Raw genomic sequence first — 17,019 nt, forward strand, 5'->3', positions numbered from 1 at the left:
CGCCTGTAATTTCGCTAAGATGCCCCCCTCATGACATACCCTCTCTATCTTGCCCGACCGCTACCCGTTCCGGTCATGGCGGCCATCCAGACACATTTCGCCCTGACCGTTCCTCCGCTCGACCATCCGCCGACGCAAAAAGACATCATCGCCGGCATCCGTGACGCGCAGGCAGCCATCTGCACGCTGAACGAACGGATGGACGCAACTGTTCTGGCCGCCGCCCCCTCCTTACGCGTTATCGCCAACTACGCCGTCGGCTACAACAATATTGATATCGAAGCGGCCCGGCAGCGTGGCATCGTCATCACCAACACACCGGATGTGCTGACCAACGCCACCGCCGACATCACCTGGACGCTGATTCTCGCCGTGGCACGTCGCGTCGTTGAGGGCGATCGGCTTGTCCGACAAAACCAGTGGGCGGGCTGGTCACCGACGCAACTACTGGGCGTGGATCTCTGCGGCAAGACGCTCGGCATTATCGGCATGGGACGCATTGGTCAGGCCGTCGCCCACCGCGCCGCCGGCTTTGCCATGAACGTCCTCTACTGGAACCGGAGCGCCCGTCCGCTGGCAAACGGGCAGTCCGCATGGCAGCGGGTATCATTCGAGGAATTACTGCGCCAATCTGATTTTCTGAGTCTTCACATCCCACTGACCCCCGAGACAATGCATATGATCAACGAAGCTGCGCTTCGGCTCATGAAGCCGACCGCGTTTCTGATCAACGCTGCGCGTGGGCCGGTCGTGGACGAAACAGCCCTGGTGAAGGTTTTGCGCGAAGGGAAACTGGCCGGCGCGGGATTAGATGTCTATGAGAAGGAACCGGAGCTTGCCTCGGGTCTGCGGGAACTTCCAAACGTCACCCTCTTGCCGCACCTAGGCTCGGCAACGACCGAAACGCGTGTCCGCATGGGGCTCATGTGCGTGGAGAACGTACTGGCAATTCTTGAAGGAAAGCCGGCGCCAAATCGAGTGGCCTAAAAGAGCTGCTCGCACACCCGCGCCTAAATTAGACAGGGCCTCCAGCTGTTGCTGGAAGCCCTGTGACTAGACGGCCCACCGTGCGGGGTGAGCTAGGCGGACATTTTCAGCACGTTGGACGCTTGCGGGCCCTTGGCGCCCTGAACAATGTCAAATTCGACGTTCTCGCCTTCCTTCAACGACTTAAACCCCTCCCCCGAGAGCGCGGAATAGTGAACGAACACGTCCTCTCCGTTTTCGAGCCGTATAAAACCAAACCCCTTGCGATCGTTGAACCACTTGACGGTCCCTTTACTCCTCACGTGCTCCTCCTTTTCTAAAGCAGTAGGCTCGGCCCGCTGCTGATACTCAGCGGCCGGGCAAAAAAATACCGCAGAAGGTCCCTTCCTCCTGCGGCGCTTGCAACACGCTCATTGCCTGCATGGGCATCCTGAGACTAACCAAAACCGGGGCTGCATGTAACATAGGCGCCTAAGGGTGTCAAGGCTTCTTTGAGGGAGACTTCCCGTGCGAAATGACTTACCCCCCCTTTCCTCACAGCAGCGATTCGTTTACAAGTCATTGGAAATCCGCTATATTTTCGTCGAGTATACGAAAAAATTCGGAGTGATGGTGCGCAAGATCCTTGACCGCTACATCTTCGCTGAGCTACTGACACCCTTCCTGATCAGCCTCAGCGCGCTCTGCTTTGTCATGCTGACCAAGGAGTTACTACGGCTGGTGGAACTGCTGGTGTCCAAGGGAGTGGGACTGGGCGCCGTGATCAAGGTCTTCCTCCACCTGCTGCCGTCTTTTTTAGTCTTGACGCTGCCGATCGCTGGCATCATCGCTTCGATCACGGCCTTTGGGCGGCTGTCGTTCGACAAGGAACTGATCGCCATGCGCGCCGCCGGTCTGAGCCTGCTCCGACTGTCCCGGCCGGTGCTGGTGTTTGCCTGCCTAGTCTTCGGATTTACCCTTGTCCTATCCCAGTGGGGACAGCCATGGACGAGCGTGTCGATCAAAAAACTTGCCATGAACCTCCTGCGCGACAAACTGACGCTTGCGCTCGACAAGGGCGCTTTCAATGAGCCGGTCCCGCACATGGTTATCTACGTCTCGGACAGTCGCCGGGGTCCCTTCCCGCGCGCCATTTTCATCGCAGACGAACGCAGTCCTGCCGACAGCCGGGTGATTGTCGCCAACGATTACGCGCTGCTCAATGACCCCGACAGCAATCAAGCGGGCCTGCGTCTCCTGAACGGCACCGTGCACACGCGCCCCCACGACCTTGAGCAGTACCACCAGATCACCTTCGCCACTTACGATTTAAAACTCAACCTCGATCAGAGCATGTACGCCGCTGTCGACGAACGCCCGACGCGGGACGCCATCCTGAGCAAACTGGAGCAGACGAACTGGCAGGACACCGGCGCGCGGCGTCAGCTGATGGAGTCCTACAAGGATCTGGCCTTCCCCACCGCCGCGCTGATTCTCGGTCTGCTGGGCGTACCAGTCGGCATCGTCTCCAAACGATCGGGTCGAATTGGCGGCTTCGCGGTGGGCGTCGGCATCATCATCGTTTACTACGTTCTGAACGTGCTCTGCGAGTTTTTCGTCACGACGCTAGTGCTGCCGCCTTTCGCCGGCGCCTGGCTGCCCAATCTCCTGTTCCTCACCGCCACGATCGTCCTCTTCCAACGGATGAACCGCCAGTGACGCCATGACCATTCTGTTCCGCTACATGCTGCGCGAGGTGGCCAAGGTCTTCGTGATGTGCCTGTCCGGGCTCATGACCGTCTATCTGGTCATTGACTTTTTTGAGAAGGTCCGCAAATTCATCCGCTATGACGTGGATCTGGCCACCATGGCGGAATATTTTGCCCTGCGCACGCCAGGAATCTTTTTCCAGATCGCCCCCCTGGCGGTCCTGATGGCCACGCTGCTGACGCTGGGCGTCTTCGCCCGCAACAAGGAGGTGACGGCCATGCAGAGCTGCGGGATCAGCCTGGCACGCATCGCCGCCCCCTTTCTCCTGTTCTCCCTGAGCATCGCCATCGCGCTCTTTGTTTGCAGTGCCGTGATCATCCCCTACGCGACGACGCAGGCAGAATATGTCAAGACCGTGAAAATTGAAAAGAAGCCGGGCGCCCTGGCCGTGACGACCGACCGGTCCTGGATTCAGATCGGCGAGCGGACGCTCATGAACTTTGACGTGGTCGCGCCGGACGGCTTCACGCTGCACGGTATTACGCTCTATCAACTGGGAGAAGATTTCCGGTTGGTTCGGATGACGGAGTCTGCCAGCGCGCACTACACGACGCAGGGCTGGGCGCTGCAGGACGGCGTACATCGGTACCTGCTCCCCGACGGCACCGTGCGGCTCGACCCGTTTGAACGCGCACCGCTGCCCCTTTCGCAAACACCGGATGATTTCAGCGCCTGGCTTTCGACCGAGACGGAGGAAATGACGCTGGCAGACCTCCACGCCTACACAAACCGCCTGCGTAAGGATGGCTATAACGTCGCCCGGTTTCTAACCGACTATTACGGACGAATTGCCTTTCCTTTTGTCAGCGTCGTCATGGCCATCGTTGGCGTCGCCCTGAGCCTGCGGCAGATCGGGGCCCGCGGTCGAGGCATGGCCGTGGGCATCGGCCTCGCGCTCGTCATCGGATTTCTCTACTGGTCCACCCATTCGGTGGCTATTGCGCTGGGACACAGCGGTGCACTGACGCCAGTGCTGGCCGGCTGGCTGGCCAACCTGCTGTTCGTCTCGTTTGGATCGGCGCTGTTCCTCCAAGTCCGACAGTGATTGCCTTATTGACGAACAACATTGCGTCGTGTAACGGATAGGCCATGAACCAGCGGGTCGTCATCGCGGGGCTGGGCGTCTACTTAAAGCGGCCCCCTGCGACCAGCGATTTGCGCCATGCGCTGCGGGATGATCTGGGCCTGGATTCCATGCCCACGATCGAACTGCTTGATACAATAGAGGACGCCTGCGACCTGCAGATTCCCAACCAGAACCTCCCGCAGCGAGCACGAGCGTCTGATTGTGATAGCCTACGTGGGGCACCAGCTCGGAAAACGGGCTTCCGTTTCAGCCCCGGCTCCCGCGCCAGCCAAGACACCTGCTAAGCGCGTCGCGGCCAAAAAGACGAAAGGGTGACACCGACATGACTACCCGCCCCTCACCTCAGTCCGTCACGTTGAACGAATTGGCACGCGCGGTGAGCGCACAGGTGCATGGCAAAGCCGACACCGTCCTCACCGGCGTCTCCAGTCTGGAACTGGCCCAGCCGGGCGATCTGTCCTTTGTCGAGCACGACCGATTCGTCAAAGCCGCGTGCGCCTCACGGGCGGCGGCCTTCGTCGTTCCGCGTCCATTTGCAGACCTGTCCCGGCCTCAGCTGGTGGTGGCCAACCCCAAATATGCCCTCGCGCAACTCACCCAGCAGTTTTTCATGACGCCCTACAAGCCCAGCGGCATCGCGCAGCCTATCGCGCAAGGCGCCGACGTCCAGATCGGCCCCGACGTGTCCATCTGGCCGTTCGTGACGCTGGGAGACCGCGTGAAGATCGGCGCCCGCGTCACGCTCTACCCCGGGGTCTTCATTGGTGACGACTCGGTGCTCGGCGACGATTGCCTTCTCTACCCCAACGTCACCATCCGCGAGCGCTGCGAAATCGGTCGGCGCGTGGTCATCCACAGCGGCACCGTGATCGGCAGCGACGGATTCGGCTATGTACAGGAGCAGGGTCGCCATCACAAAATCCCACAGATCGGTACCGTCCTCATCGAAGACGACGTCGAACTCGGTGCCAACGTCGCTGTCGACCGGGCCGCCTTCGGCAAAACCGTGGTCAAGCGGGGCACAAAGGTGGACAACCTCGTGCAGATCGCGCACAACGTGACTGTGGGTGAACACAATATCCTGGTCGCACAGGTGGGTATCGCGGGCAGCACGATGCTGGGCTCTCACGTGATTGTGGGTGGACAGGCCGGCCTCGCTGACCACATCGAGGTGGGCGACCGGGTGCAGATTGCGGCACGATCAGGTGTCAATCGCAGCCTGGCCGGCAACCAGATCGTCTCCGGCACCCCGGCAATCCCACACGCGATCTCGATCAAGGCCCAAGCGGTCGTCTCGCGCTTGCCGGAATTGCGTCAACAGGTCCGCGACCTGCTGCACCGCGTGACAGAACTGGAATCGCGCGCCGCTAAGGGAAGTCCACGGGCAAGAAACAAAAGAACACTGTAGGCTCCGCTCCAGACACTGCCTGCGTCATACTGCTGACTGCCTACTTTCCTAACACCCGTCGCCAGCAAAACAGTTTGGCCCAAAAAAACCCCGCCCAGGGCATGAGGAACGCCGCTACGTTGGCGACGTGGCCTACCAGATAACTCCACAGGGACAGCGCCCCCAGCATGCCGGCGCCGACCGCATAGGCCAGCGGCACCCACGCACGCCCAGGATGATCCAGCACCATGCCGTCGGCTTTCACCTTGCGCGGTCCCTTCCGTTCAAAAATGCGCATTTTTGATGCCCAATACCAGGCATGCTCGCGTAACAGATATCGATGATAGGTGGTCTGCCCCCACCCCAAAATCATCCCCGCGACCAACAGGCCAGTCGTCTCGGCCAATGCCACCGCTTCATACGTCGCCGTGATGAATTGGTACACCAGCGTGGCGGCCGAAGACACGAGACAGATCAAGCCCAACACACTGGCCGGAAATAACATGTGCGTTTTGATGTATTCGTGCGCTTTTTCCTGTTCCGATCCCTGGCGCTGGGCTGTGACGAGTTTGGGCATACTACCGCTCGCAGTCCTGTTCCTCGTCCATGGTTAGGAGGGTCAGCCACAACCCGGCGAGGCACCAGTTCAAAGCCCAGGCCCGCAGATCAGTCAGCTCGCAACGCTGATGGTACACGAGGCGCCAGGAGTTTTCTGCCCGCGCGACATTACTATTGCCAATTAGACCGGGGTGGACCATGCCTCGATTATAGCCGAACCTGGCCGCTTTCCCCATCCAACGATCAATCCGACACTGCCGCGCACCCATCTTCCCGCCATGACCGTTACCACGACTGTCCACAAAAATTGTGGACGTGCTGTGGATGTTCCTGTGCGTCATCAGACCACCCACGTCGAGTGAGACCGGATTGCCTAAAAATTAGGCGGAGATTTCCGTGGCCTGTCAGCACGTTACGGCGATTGTGACCAATGACGGCCTCGCGCCTACCGGTGGGGCTGCCGGGGCAGCACAGATGAGCGACGCGCCAGCGCCTGCAGGAAAAAACCAGCTGAGATGGGAACTGGCACCCTCAATCATAAGGGTACGGGCGGGTTTGTCTGAATCAATCCAGATTCCGCTGCCAGAGCGCTTCGGCCCCCTTGGTGCGCCTGGTCACCCAGCGGGACAGGACAAACAGAGCATCACTCAGGCGATTGAGGTACGGCACGATCTGCGGGTCCACCGGCTCCTGACGCGCCAACCGGACGCAGACCCGTTCTGCCCGGCGACAGACGGTGCGCGCCTGATGCAGGAGAGCAGGAACACCACCGCCACCCGGCAAGAGAAATTCCTTCAACGGCGGCAATTCCTTCTGGCATGCATCCATGAGCTGCTCGAGCCGCGCCACATCCCGTTCCGTCACGCGCGGCATGTTCGCGAACTGCTGCCCGGGCGCGGTGGCCAGCATGCCACCGATGTCGAACAGCTTGCTTTGGACACGCGGCAACTCCGCAGCCAGACACGCGCGTACCCGTTTGTCCATACCACGGACGGCGGCAAAAGCCAGCGCCACTCCGAGGACCGCGTTTAATTCGTCCACGGTGCCGTAGGCCTCCACACGCAGAGTATCCTTCCACACGGATTGCCCCCCGGCAAGACGGGTTTGCCCCGCATCGCCCGTACGCGTGTAGACCTTCGTAATCCGCAGACTGCGCCGGCGTTTCATCGCAATGCCTTCTGGGACGCGGCGGTCCGCAGACGCGGACCGCCACGCACCCCGCTAATAAGTAAACTTCACCCCACCAAACACCGATCGGGTCGGCGTGCCGTAAAACAGCACTTCCTCGTAGTCCTGGTTAAACAGGTTTTCAATGCGCCCGAACGCTTGCCAGTGCGTCGCGAAATCGTACGATCCCGACAGATTGACCACACCGAACGATCCCTGACGCTCGGACGGCAGATTGTTCTTAGTATCGTTCCGCGCACCCACAAAGCGCCAATCCATGTTCAACTGGGCACCCACCACCGGCTGCCAGCTCAACCCCGCGCTGGCCATGTCCATTGGACGCCTCGGCAGACGGGTTTTATCGGTGAGATTGCGATCGACCGTCATCGTATACTGCATTTTGACCTGGAGATTCTCGCGTAGCGTGACCGTACCTGCCAGTTCCCATCCCTGCGTCCTGGCCTGATTGATGTTGATCGGACAGCCATAACTCGAGGAAGCCGGACACAGCGAGTGAGAGTTTTGAAACACGAGCAGATTACGGAAATGATTCCAGAAATAGGTCGCGCTCACCTGCGCCCGCCCGCCCCACAGCGTTTGATCCACACCGACATCGAAGCTCCGGCTTTTTTCTGGCTTTAAGTCCGGCTTCGAGGAATTTTCATAAAACAAATCATTCAGTGTCGGCGTGCGGAATCCCGTGCCATAGCTGCTGCGGAGCTTGGTGCCGGTTTCATGGAGCAGGAATCCGCCGGTGACGCGATAGGTGGTCGCATCGCCAAATGTATTGTAACGGTCCTGCCGCACGCCGCCGGTCAGGATCAGGCGGTTCTCTACGTTGAGCTGGGCCTGGGTGAACCCGGAATGGGTACTGAGCAGACGATTCGGCTGAGCCGAGCCGTAAAACCCGCTCGAATTGCCCTGCTCCTCGCGAAATTGATATCCGCCCGTCAGCAGCAGCGGCTTACCCACTTGAACATTGTGCTGCCACTCAAGCCGCTTGTTTCTGATATCAAGGTTGGACGGAGATTGGTACGGCGTGTCGACCACCCCCGTCCTCACATTTCTCTGAAGTGACCCACTGACCGAAGCCTGGAACTCCTGATTTTGCGCAACCGTCAGTTTTTGATCCCACCAGGACGTGATCCGCTGACTGTAGGCTCCGCTCACCATCAAAGCCCGGTTGGTGTTGTTGGCCCCAAATACGTCCGATGCAGGCGAGCTGTCCATGGCATTGTGTGCCGTCAGCCAGCGCATATTCAATTCCAGCCGTCCGTCATGCGGCAAGGCAACGCCGAGCTTGCCCGAACCCTGCCAGTTGCGATAGCCGTCCCGCTCGTACGCCCCCCGTTTATAATTGAGGGCCGAAATCCCGCCCGTCTGCCAGCGGGAGAGCGAGAGTGAGTAATCCACGCTACCCTCGGCGCCTGATGCCTGCACGCCTTCGCGCGTCGTGGCAAACGAGCCGTACTCGAAAAAGGCACTGCCTGCGGGCTTCCCGGTCCCACGCTTGGTCGTGATACTGATCACGCCGCCAACGGCATCGGCTCCGTAGAGCATGCCTTGCGCGCCACGCAGAATCTCAATGCGATCGATATTGTCCGTAGTGAGATGGGCAAAATCATAGGCGCCGTTGGTGGGGCTGTTGACGATCACGCCATCGATCGCCACCAGCGTGTGTTTTGTGTCAGCCCCGCGAATGCGCACGTTGGCGAGCCCCCCGGGACCGCCTTGCGAGAAGGCAAACACACCCTGCGCAAGCCGCAACGCCTCGATCACGGTTTTGATCCGCTTGCGCTGAATTTCCTCCCCGTCAATCACTTCGATCGCACTTGTCACCTGACTGGCTGGCAGCGCCGTCTTGGTCGCGCTGGTAACGACCTCCTGCACCTCGATCACAGACGTGTCTGCCTCTCTGGACAGTGACGTCTCCTCCGCCGACACAAGCGCAACATTGGCCGTCATTACGGCCGTTGTCACCAGACATACCCGTACAAACGAAAATCCATTCGACATCGCTCTGCTCCCCCTTGTGCACGAAGGGTTGCGTGGATCTGGTCCGACAGCCGGGTCTCCTGACTTGCGGATCGTCGCGTTCCCGCGCCTTCCCATCCTAGGTCGTTACGCATCAACCGTCAGTTGTCAGTCGCAAGAACCTTCTTGCGCTTGACGTTTCACGATTGGCGTGTAACGCCTGTCGAACAGTGGCATCCTGCGGGATTACTCCCCGCTTACAGTGGCGGCACCGTGATGGCTTTGCACCATCTTCCCCGTTCTATGGACCGAATATCCCGAACACTCCTCCTGATAAATGTTAGCCGTGCCCCGTCTTACTTAAACAGAACGGCTGGACACGTGTCCGCTCTGCAACTTTCGTTAGCGTGCGCCAGATACCGCTTGTCCCGGCAGCGTGACCCGCGGCACACCCGACACCGGATGGGCATCCACTAGCACCGGGCAGCCATACACCGAGGTAATCAAATCGGACCGAAGGACCTCCGCCGGCGTGCCGATGCGTGCGACCGATCCCCGATCCAGCAGCAACAAACGATCGCAATATTGACTCGCCAGGTTCAGATCGTGCGATGCCCAGACTACCGTCAGTCCCCGGTCGTCGTGCAGACGGCGCAGCGCTTGGCAAATTTCAACCTGATGCGACAAGTCCAGAAATGCCGTTGGCTCATCGAGCAGCAATATCGCCGGCGCCTGCGCCAGCGCCCGGGCAATCAAGGCCCGCTGCCGTTCCCCTCCGGACACGTCATCAATTGAGCGCCCGGCCAGATGCATAACGTCCATGATCTCCATGGCGGCTTCCGCCTGACACAAGTCTTCGCGCGTCTCCCAGCCGAACCCGAGCCAGCCGCCACGTGCGCGGTGGTGCGGAAACCGCCCCATCAGCACGACCTCCGCGATCGTGAATGGAAACCACGCCGGCTGTTGCTGCGGCACGAATGCCACCGCGCGCGCCAGTTCGTCCGGCGGCAGGTGCGCAAGCGGACGATCATATATGTGGACCCCGCCGTCCTGTGGCATCAGCAGGCCTGCCAGCAGCTTGAGCACCGTGGATTTGCCCGATCCGTTAGGACCGAGGAGGCCGACGATTTCTCCCTGTGCAATCTCGCACCTCATGTCCGTGACAGCCGGATGGTTGGAGGCATCGGAGCCGTAGGCAAACCTCAGGTCCGAGATCCGATAGGCCGGAACCCGCTCAACCGTCATCGCACTCATGCCAGGCCGCCTTTCCTGGTCATCAGCAGATAGAGGAAAACCGGCGCCCCGATCAGCGCCGTCACTATTCCCACCGGAAGCTCTGCGGGCAACAGGATCACGCGGGCCACCGTATCGGCCACCACCAGCAACGCGCCACCGACCAGCCCCGCAGCTGGCAGCAGGAGCCGGTGATCGGCACCCACCACCATCCGGACGGCGTGTGGCACAACCATGCCGACGAAACCAATCAGTCCGCTGACCGACACCACCACGCCGACCAGGAGCGCCGTCACGACGAAGACCTGCCGCTTGACCCGCTCAACGTCCACGCCCATGGAGCGCGCTGACTCTTCACCCGTCGTCAACAGATTGAGCGCGTGGGCGTGGCGAAACAGCAGCCCCAGCCCGAGCGCCAGACACAGTGCCAGCCACCCCATCGTTGCATAATCCGGCGCCGAGAGCGTACCCATGAGCCAGGCGATGATCTGAAACGCCCGCGCAGGGTCCACCAGCGACGTGACGAACATGATGAGGGCCGAGCAGAGCGCGCTGACGATCACCCCGCCCAACAACAGCGTATGTACGGCCAGCGGCCCGCAGGAGACAGCGAGGCGGTAGAGCACCAGCAGCACCAGCAATCCTCCGCCAAAGGCGCAGACCGGGACCACCGCAGGGACCAAATGCAATACGACGGCGATCGCTGCGCCGACGGACGCCCCGCTCGAGATGCCGAGCACGTAGGGATCGGCCAGAGGATTTCGCAGGAGGGCCTGCAAGCCGACACCGACGGCCGCCAAGCAGCCGCCCACGAGAAAACCCAGCAGAATGCGCGGCAGCCGGATGTGCACGACAATAAGTTGCGCTGTTGCCGCGCCATCTGGGGCGGCCTCCTGGCGTACCAGCCGCATCACCATCGCCATCAGATCAGCCAGGCCGATGCGCTCGAGGCCGATCTGTAGGCAGATCAACAGCGTTACCAGGCTGACACCGGTCAGCGCCGCGATCGTGGACAGCCATCGCCCACGCGTCAACGTGGCCGGCAGCAGGCGCGATGCGGTTCGTGCGTCCGCCATGGTCGTGGCCACCAACGTCATTTATCGAACGCCTCGGGATGCAGCTGGCGGGCCAGCGCATCCAATCCTTCGACCACGCGCGGCCCGGGCCGGTCCAGCAGCACGCTGGGCACCTGCACGAACCGGTCGCGCTTGACCGCTGTCACCGTCGTCCATTGCCGCCAGCGCCGCTGTTCCTCCTCGGGCACGCTTTCGCCGACCCCCGCTGGAAACACGATGATTTCGGGGTCCTGCCTGAGCACTTCCTCAAGACTCAGCCGCGGATAGGCGACCGGTGAAGCCTGCGCGACATTGATCCCGCCGGCTAAGCCGATCAACTGATGGATAAAACTGCCCGTCCCCACCGTCACGAAGGGATCACCGTTGAGCACGTAGAGCACGCGTGGATGCGGACGCGATTTTGTCTTCATCGTGATGTCGGCCACCTGCTGCCGCATGCCGCCCACCACAGCATCGGCTGCGGATTGGCGGTTGAGCATGCGGCCCAGCATCTGAATGTGCCGGTACACATCTTCCACCACTGCTGCGTCCACGAACACGACCGTGGGAATTTTGAGCTGCTCCAACTTGGCCAGCGTGTCGGGACGGATGAAGTCCTTGGACGTCACCACTAGGTCAGGCTTCAACGCCACGAGGGATTCGATGTTGGGCGTGCCCGCACTGACCTTCGGCAACGCCTCCGCCTCCGGCGGGTAATCGCAAAACTTTGTCACGCCCACAACCTGCCCGCCAGCGCCCATCGCAAAAAGCATTTCCGTCACGCTGGGCGCCAGCGACACGATGCGGACCGGCGCCGCTGCCAGAAAAATTTTCCGGTCCAGATCGTCCACAAAGGTGCGTGGCGCGAGATTGGCCATAAAGGGCATGCCGGTCAGAATGCCCTGCTGTCGGCGCTTTTTCATAACCGCTGCATCCCCGTCGTCGGCGAGCCCCAAGCCAGCCACTAGCAGGCAGCACATCGCAAATAGCCACGGGCTCCGGCCCAGACTTTCTTTACTGCACGCTATGCGCTGACCGCCACAAGCCGTCAAAACAAAAAATCCTCAAGGCCTGAAAGACCCTGAGGATCGTCCCGCAACTCACCTCACCTATTCCCCAGCCCTCGAGGGAAGGTTTGCGTACCAGCCGGGCAGGTCTTCTGGCTTCTGGGGTCTGCAGCTCATCCCCGCGCCTTCCCATCCATTAACTGGACAGTGGCGCTTGCGGGGCATTCCCCAGTCACAGCGGCGGGACCGCGAGGGACTCGCACCCTCTTCCCTTCACCCGGACTGCTTGATATGGTGGAGCGCACTGTAGGGACACCGGCTGCAGCCTGTCAAGTTTAAACTAGGCGCCCCATCCAGGGCTCACCACATCAACGAGAAGATCCAGGGGAGGCGGAAGAATTGACCGTGCCGAACCACGCATAGCGATTTTTAGCAATCACGCGGTAGAGCGCATGGGCCAGCGGACGAAGTACCGGCACCTTCCAAAACACCAGTGCGAGCCAGCCGCCACGCAGGCCTGGTAGCAACGGCACGAACGCATCCAACCCCTTCAGAATAGTCCCGTCCTGCTCAACCAGACACGCTGCGTCGGGCTGGCCGGGCCGGTAGTCGGCGGCCAGACAGTGGGCGGCTTCCTCACTCTGATAGGGCACGAAGCGGACGCCCGGCTGCGTTTCAAGCCGCTCAATCCCCTGCTTGGCCATCACACAGAGCCGGCACTGGCCGTCATAAATGAGAATACGTTGCGGTGTATCGTGCATACCGCAACGCTAGCATCGGCATTGAGCGAAGGCAAGGCGCCGGAGCTTCTGCTATAGTGGTGCCCCATGACTGCCCGGACAGCGACCATCGTCTTATTGATCGCATTACTGGGTGCCGGCTCGGTGCAATTGGCCACGATCGGCACCGATTCCCCGCCCCACATGATTCTTTGGACAACGGTGCTGTTTGGGTTCCCTGTGCTGATCGCCTGCGTGCTGACACGCCAGCGATGGGCGCTCATGGGGGCGGTCATGTACGGCACCGTGGGGCTGGCGCTCGACATCGCGACCGTCGTGCAGGGGATCACAAAGCCGGATGTCCCGCAGATTGTTACGATGCTGAGCGGGCTAACAGGCACACTGAATTTTCTGGTGATCGTCGTCAGCGGGAAGGAGTTCTTGACGATCGGAGAGCCGTTGACGCCTCGAGAATCCCCCCGTCCCAGTCCTCCATCCCCCTCTTGATCCTGAGCCGACGAACCTTCGCAAAGCCGGCCGCGCGCAGCCAGCGCGCCGTGTCACGTGCCGCATAGGTGTTGCCCTCGTCAGTAAACAACAGCATCGTGCCGGCAAAGAGCGTTGCGTCTTGAGGGAATAACCCCTGCCCATCGTGCAGGAAGGCATCCTGGATTAGCAGGCGCCCGCCCGGCGTCAGCGCACGGACCATCTTCCGGAACAGCGTGCAGTTGGTGTTTGGGGAATAGATATGCAGGACGTTAGAGAACCAGATGACGTCGTAGTGCCCGGGAATCGGCTGCGTGACGAAATCCAACGGCAGATAGGAGAGCCGCTTCCCCTGCGGCACGGTCGCAGCGATCTCACGCGCCACGGATAAGGCCGGTGCGCGGTCACAGATCGTCGCACGGAGCGAAGGATGGCTCCTCAAAAAAGCCAGCGCATACGTCCCCGGCCCCCCGCCCAGATCAAGGAGTGTCTTCGCACCGTGCAAATTGATCTGCGTGGCAATTTTCGTCGCCACATCAACTGACCGGTAATGCATCGCCCACGAAAACCGCCGGCGATCGGCCGGATCGTCTGATCCCTTGTCGTCATCCACCGGCCGCCCACGCTTCACCGACTGGGTAAGTTGCGACCAGTCATGCCAATGACTACGCAGCAAATCGAGATAGGCCGAGCGATAGTCCGGACTCTTTTGATTGAGTTCCTGTCGTGCAAAGCGGCTACTCCGATAGCGTGCGCCTGATTTGATGAGCAACCCCGCGCAGGCCAGGTTCCGGCAGAGAATCTCAAGTCCGCGCGCATTGACGCGTAACCGCTTTGCCAACGCCGGCATTGTCCAGCTTGTTGAGCCGACAGCGGTGAACAGATCAAGATCGAGGGCGGTCAGGATAAAACGCGGCAGCCGGTACGCGGCCACCGCATCGCGAAACTGGCCAAACGTATGGATCGAAGATGGCGGCGTCATGCTTTCACGGCAAAGTGCTGTTTGCACCAACGGATCGACTGCATGACCGCGTCTACGTTTAAAAAATCCACTGGCCGCTGGAAGGTAATGGCCACATATTGTTCGGTCATCTCGGTCTGCTCCTCGAACCCCGCATCCCGGAGCGGTTTGCGAAACTTCGCCACCATCGGCTGTAAATAATATTTGGCCTGCTTAGCGAGCTCGTCTGTACCCAGATCTTCTGGCGTGCCGTCAGACAACAAACTCTGAATATCTTCGATATCCATGCCGGCCTGACAGATCAGTCGGCCATCAGGCGTGATTTCCAGAATCCAGCCGTCATCGTTCAACGCAAGCGCCAGCGCCCCACCAGGCTCCAGCTCGTCGAAAGCCGGCTCCGACTGCTGCAGTCTCGTACGGGCTTCCGTCCAAGCCGGCGCGGGAGGAAGCGTGCTTTTCTCGCTCATGCACGGGCCTTCTCGGTCAGACGACCGCGTAACGTCTTCAGCCGACCGATATTTTCTTGCAGCTTGGGCAATTGGTACTTGCGATCCATCGCCACGACCAGTTCAAGCAAGTCAGCGGCCTCCTGCAAGCGGCCCAACTGTTCGTAGCAGCCGGCCAGCACGTACCGCGCTCCCCCGACGCGCAGCTCGTCGCGCATGCGTTCTGCAATCGCCTGGCTGGTCTGGGAGCAGGCCACTGCGTCAGCGTAGCGTTGTTGCATCAAATAGGTCCGGGCTATCATGCGCCAGGCATCGGCCACCCCCCCCTGATCGTCCAACCGCTTCATCAAAGCAACCGATTGTTCGTAGAAGCGTACGGCCTCATCGTACTGGCCGGTTTCGCGGGCTACGAAACCGAGGTCTGACAGCAGTACCGCTTTCGCGGCCTCATCCTTCGCGCGATTGAGAATATCGAGCGCCTCAAGGTAGTAGGCGCGGGCCCGGCCCCACTCACCAGCATCCGCGCGCAAATTGCCAAGATTAGCCAGCGTCGTGCCGATACCCCGTTCATCCCCGAACTGTTTCTGCAGATCCAGCACCTCTTCGTAATGTTTTTGCGCTGCCTCCCGGTGGCCGCTGACACCACAGATATTGGCGAGATTTCCGAGCGTGGTCACAAGCGCACGGCGATCGCCGGTCTTGCGGTCACACTCCAGCGCTTTCATGTAACATTCGTGGGCACTGGTGTAATCGCCACGCGAGAAATGCTGGTTCCCCCGTCGGTTAAGTTGTGCGGAGCCGTGTTCGCGCATGGCTAGAGGAGGAGCGCTTCGACGCTGGCCTTGGCACCGGTCATGATAGAAGTGCCATCCCCAACGAGCAGCGTGTCGAAGTTGTATTTCAGCAGCCGCTTTAATCCGTCGCGAGCTTTGGCAGGATCAGCGAGACGCTCCGCCGGCAGCATGCAAACAGACCCGGGCGGCTTGCCAATCAACGCATCGCCGACAATCAGAATGCCCTTCCCCTGCTGGATGAACAGGGCACATTCACCGGGCGACTTCTGGTCTTTCAGATGTACGGCCCAGATTCCGCCGGCCAGTAATTCACCGTCTTTATATGTCTTGTTGGATTTGACCGTCATCTGCGGCGCGTCAACTTCAGGCAGCCAGACCTGACAGCTGAACTGCTGTTGAAACGCGGCAGCCTCCCGCTCGTGATCGCGATTGGTGATCAGAATGTAATCGATCGCCCCGCCTCGCCCAGCCTGTGCCACGTCTACGGCGGTCATTGGAGGCGGGTCCACCAGAATGCGGTGGTCTCCGATAGTCAGGAACAGGCCGTTGAAGTCGAGCTGCTTGTCCTCTGAAAACCAAGACCACTGCCAAATGCCAGGCAACAGCTGTTTCATAACGCCGCGATCGCGTCTTGAACCGTTTTGCGCACTTTGGCGGCAATGCCCGCGTCGCTGGGAAGGTCAATGATGTCGTCCTCCGGAATGGTGATGAACTTGCGGTTGGCTCCCTTAGTGAGCGAGATTAAAAACATGCTGTTGGTCGGCTTCACAGGCACCACCACCTGCACCGCAGCGTCCAGTTCCTTCACCAGTTCGTGAAACTTCTTCGTTCCCGCCTCGATCTCGTCCATTACAGCCCCTTCGCTGTGGCCAGCAGTTTGTTCACTTCCTGCAGAATCACCTCATCACCGGCCAGCTCCATGGTCCCGACCCGCTGCCAGCGGATGATGCCGTTCTGATCGATTACATACACATTCGGGATGAACTTGCCACCACCGTAGAGCTTGTCCGTGTCCTTCTTAGGATCAACCAGATAGGGATAGGTCACCGTCACTGGAAACTGATGCAGAAACTTTGCAATTTGGTCTTTCGAATTGCCGGCAGAATTGACGCCAACGACTTGCACGTTCTTGCCTTTGGTTGCCTCATGAACCTTTTGCAAATTGGTCCCTTGCTCCAGGCACGGCTCGCAGATATGGAAAAGCCCCAGCACGACCACCTTGCCTTTGAAGCCCGCTAATGACACGGTGTCTCCCGTGAGAGAACTCAGTGTGAAATTCGGCGCCGGCTCCCCGATCTTGAAGAATCCAGCCGCAAGCGCCGTTGAAGTGAGAACACACACCGACAGCGCGATGAGTGCGAGACGTTTCATGATGACCTCCGTCAACATGGTGATACCAAGTATGTCAA

Annotated in this window: 21 protein-coding genes and 2 riboswitches; of the genes, 6 read left to right on the top strand and 15 right to left on the bottom strand. The window is 60.3% G+C overall.

All coding sequences use genetic code 11. The features are described 5' to 3' along the window. The first annotated feature begins 30 nt into the window (after positions 1-30). Positions 31-987, top strand: coding sequence for a D-glycerate dehydrogenase (locus tag FJ248_04595; GenBank protein ID MBM4120160.1), 957 nt, complete (start codon positions 31-33; stop codon positions 985-987). 92 nt (positions 988-1,079) lie between these two features. On the opposite strand, the gene FJ248_04600 is transcribed toward FJ248_04595, so the two are convergent. Beyond that, positions 1,080-1,289: a cold shock domain-containing protein gene (locus FJ248_04600; protein ID MBM4120161.1), complete on the bottom strand. Its 210-nt coding sequence runs from the start codon at positions 1,287-1,289 to the stop codon at positions 1,080-1,082. Positions 1,290-1,494: 205 nt separating this feature from the next. Here FJ248_04600 and FJ248_04605 point away from each other — a divergent pair, with 205 nt between their 5' ends. From FJ248_04605 to lpxD, 4 genes are read left to right on the top strand one after another with little or no spacing between them, the layout of a single operon-like run. After that, entirely contained in the window at positions 1,495-2,685 is a 1,191-nt protein-coding gene (locus tag FJ248_04605) for a YjgP/YjgQ family permease (protein MBM4120162.1), read from the top strand. A gap of 4 nt (positions 2,686-2,689) precedes the next feature. Continuing rightward, the gene (gene lptG, locus FJ248_04610; GenBank protein MBM4120163.1) at positions 2,690-3,781 is read left to right on the top strand and encodes an LPS export ABC transporter permease LptG; all 1,092 of its coding nucleotides are present in this window, start codon (positions 2,690-2,692) and stop codon (positions 3,779-3,781) included. A 44-nt stretch (positions 3,782-3,825) separates the two neighbouring features. Then, positions 3,826-4,107 (top strand): acyl carrier protein, encoded by a 282-nt coding sequence (locus FJ248_04615; GenBank protein MBM4120164.1) that lies wholly within the window; start codon positions 3,826-3,828, stop codon positions 4,105-4,107. A 38-nt stretch (positions 4,108-4,145) separates the two neighbouring features. After that, a complete protein-coding gene (lpxD, locus tag FJ248_04620; GenBank protein ID MBM4120165.1) occupies positions 4,146-5,231 on the top strand; it encodes a UDP-3-O-(3-hydroxymyristoyl)glucosamine N-acyltransferase in 1,086 nt (361 codons plus the stop codon). Between the two features lie 40 nt (positions 5,232-5,271). Here lpxD and FJ248_04625 read toward each other — a convergent pair whose 3' ends face one another. The 8 genes from FJ248_04625 to FJ248_04660 form a co-directional block, all read right to left on the bottom strand. Continuing rightward, positions 5,272-5,787 carry a hypothetical protein gene (locus tag FJ248_04625; GenBank protein MBM4120166.1) on the bottom strand — a complete coding sequence of 172 codons (516 nt, stop codon included), beginning with the start codon at positions 5,785-5,787 and terminating at the stop codon, positions 5,272-5,274. A gap of 1 nt (position 5,788) precedes the next feature. After that, positions 5,789-6,109 carry a hypothetical protein gene (locus FJ248_04630; protein MBM4120167.1) on the bottom strand — a complete coding sequence of 107 codons (321 nt, stop codon included), beginning with the start codon at positions 6,107-6,109 and terminating at the stop codon, positions 5,789-5,791. Between the two features lie 223 nt (positions 6,110-6,332). Next, positions 6,333-6,935, bottom strand: coding sequence for a cob(I)yrinic acid a,c-diamide adenosyltransferase (locus FJ248_04635; protein MBM4120168.1), 603 nt, complete (start codon positions 6,933-6,935; stop codon positions 6,333-6,335). 54 nt (positions 6,936-6,989) lie between these two features. Continuing rightward, positions 6,990-8,951 (bottom strand): TonB-dependent receptor, encoded by a 1,962-nt coding sequence (locus FJ248_04640; GenBank protein MBM4120169.1) that lies wholly within the window; start codon positions 8,949-8,951, stop codon positions 6,990-6,992. A gap of 31 nt (positions 8,952-8,982) precedes the next feature. Next, a riboswitch (cobalamin riboswitch) is annotated at positions 8,983-9,250 on the bottom strand. A gap of 61 nt (positions 9,251-9,311) precedes the next feature. Next, the gene (locus tag FJ248_04645) at positions 9,312-10,163 is read right to left on the bottom strand and encodes an ABC transporter ATP-binding protein (GenBank protein ID MBM4120170.1); all 852 of its coding nucleotides are present in this window, start codon (positions 10,161-10,163) and stop codon (positions 9,312-9,314) included. After that, a complete protein-coding gene (locus tag FJ248_04650) occupies positions 10,160-11,218 on the bottom strand; it encodes an iron ABC transporter permease (GenBank protein ID MBM4120171.1) in 1,059 nt (352 codons plus the stop codon). The genes FJ248_04645 and FJ248_04650 overlap by 4 nt, the downstream gene beginning before the upstream one ends. 17 nt (positions 11,219-11,235) lie before the next feature. Next, positions 11,236-12,120 (bottom strand): cobalamin-binding protein, encoded by an 885-nt coding sequence (locus FJ248_04655; protein MBM4120172.1) that lies wholly within the window; start codon positions 12,118-12,120, stop codon positions 11,236-11,238. A gap of 208 nt (positions 12,121-12,328) precedes the next feature. Further along, a riboswitch (cobalamin riboswitch) is annotated at positions 12,329-12,500 on the bottom strand. Between the two features lie 72 nt (positions 12,501-12,572). Then, complete coding sequence (locus FJ248_04660) at positions 12,573-12,965, bottom strand: DUF393 domain-containing protein (GenBank protein MBM4120173.1); 393 nt, start codon at positions 12,963-12,965, stop codon at positions 12,573-12,575. 66 nt (positions 12,966-13,031) lie between these two features. Here FJ248_04660 and FJ248_04665 point away from each other — a divergent pair, with 66 nt between their 5' ends. Beyond that, the gene (locus tag FJ248_04665) at positions 13,032-13,430 is read left to right on the top strand and encodes a hypothetical protein (GenBank protein MBM4120174.1); all 399 of its coding nucleotides are present in this window, start codon (positions 13,032-13,034) and stop codon (positions 13,428-13,430) included. Here FJ248_04665 and FJ248_04670 read toward each other — a convergent pair. The 6 genes from FJ248_04670 to FJ248_04695 are packed head-to-tail and all read right to left on the bottom strand — an operon-like array spanning position 13,348 to position 16,981. Further along, positions 13,348-14,391, bottom strand: a complete 1,044-nt coding sequence (locus tag FJ248_04670) for a methyltransferase domain-containing protein (protein ID MBM4120175.1) — start codon at positions 14,389-14,391, stop codon at positions 13,348-13,350. The genes FJ248_04665 and FJ248_04670 overlap by 83 nt on opposite strands. Further along, complete coding sequence (locus FJ248_04675; GenBank protein MBM4120176.1) at positions 14,388-14,837, bottom strand: hypothetical protein; 450 nt, start codon at positions 14,835-14,837, stop codon at positions 14,388-14,390. The genes FJ248_04670 and FJ248_04675 overlap by 4 nt, the downstream gene beginning before the upstream one ends. Then, positions 14,834-15,628, bottom strand: a complete 795-nt coding sequence (locus FJ248_04680; protein MBM4120177.1) for a tetratricopeptide repeat protein — start codon at positions 15,626-15,628, stop codon at positions 14,834-14,836. The genes FJ248_04675 and FJ248_04680 overlap by 4 nt, the downstream gene beginning before the upstream one ends. Positions 15,629-15,630: 2 nt before the next feature. Further along, the gene (locus tag FJ248_04685; protein ID MBM4120178.1) at positions 15,631-16,224 is read right to left on the bottom strand and encodes a hypothetical protein; all 594 of its coding nucleotides are present in this window, start codon (positions 16,222-16,224) and stop codon (positions 15,631-15,633) included. Next, the gene (locus FJ248_04690) at positions 16,221-16,460 is read right to left on the bottom strand and encodes a hypothetical protein (protein ID MBM4120179.1); all 240 of its coding nucleotides are present in this window, start codon (positions 16,458-16,460) and stop codon (positions 16,221-16,223) included. Before FJ248_04690 ends, FJ248_04685 begins: the two co-directional genes overlap by 4 nt. Next, entirely contained in the window at positions 16,460-16,981 is a 522-nt protein-coding gene (locus FJ248_04695; protein ID MBM4120180.1) for a TlpA family protein disulfide reductase, read from the bottom strand. Before FJ248_04695 ends, FJ248_04690 begins: the two co-directional genes overlap by 1 nt. Positions 16,982-17,019 lie beyond the last annotated feature (38 nt).

The organism is Nitrospira sp. (assembly GCA_016873435.1).
GTDB lineage: Bacteria > Nitrospirota > Nitrospiria > Nitrospirales > Nitrospiraceae > VGXF01.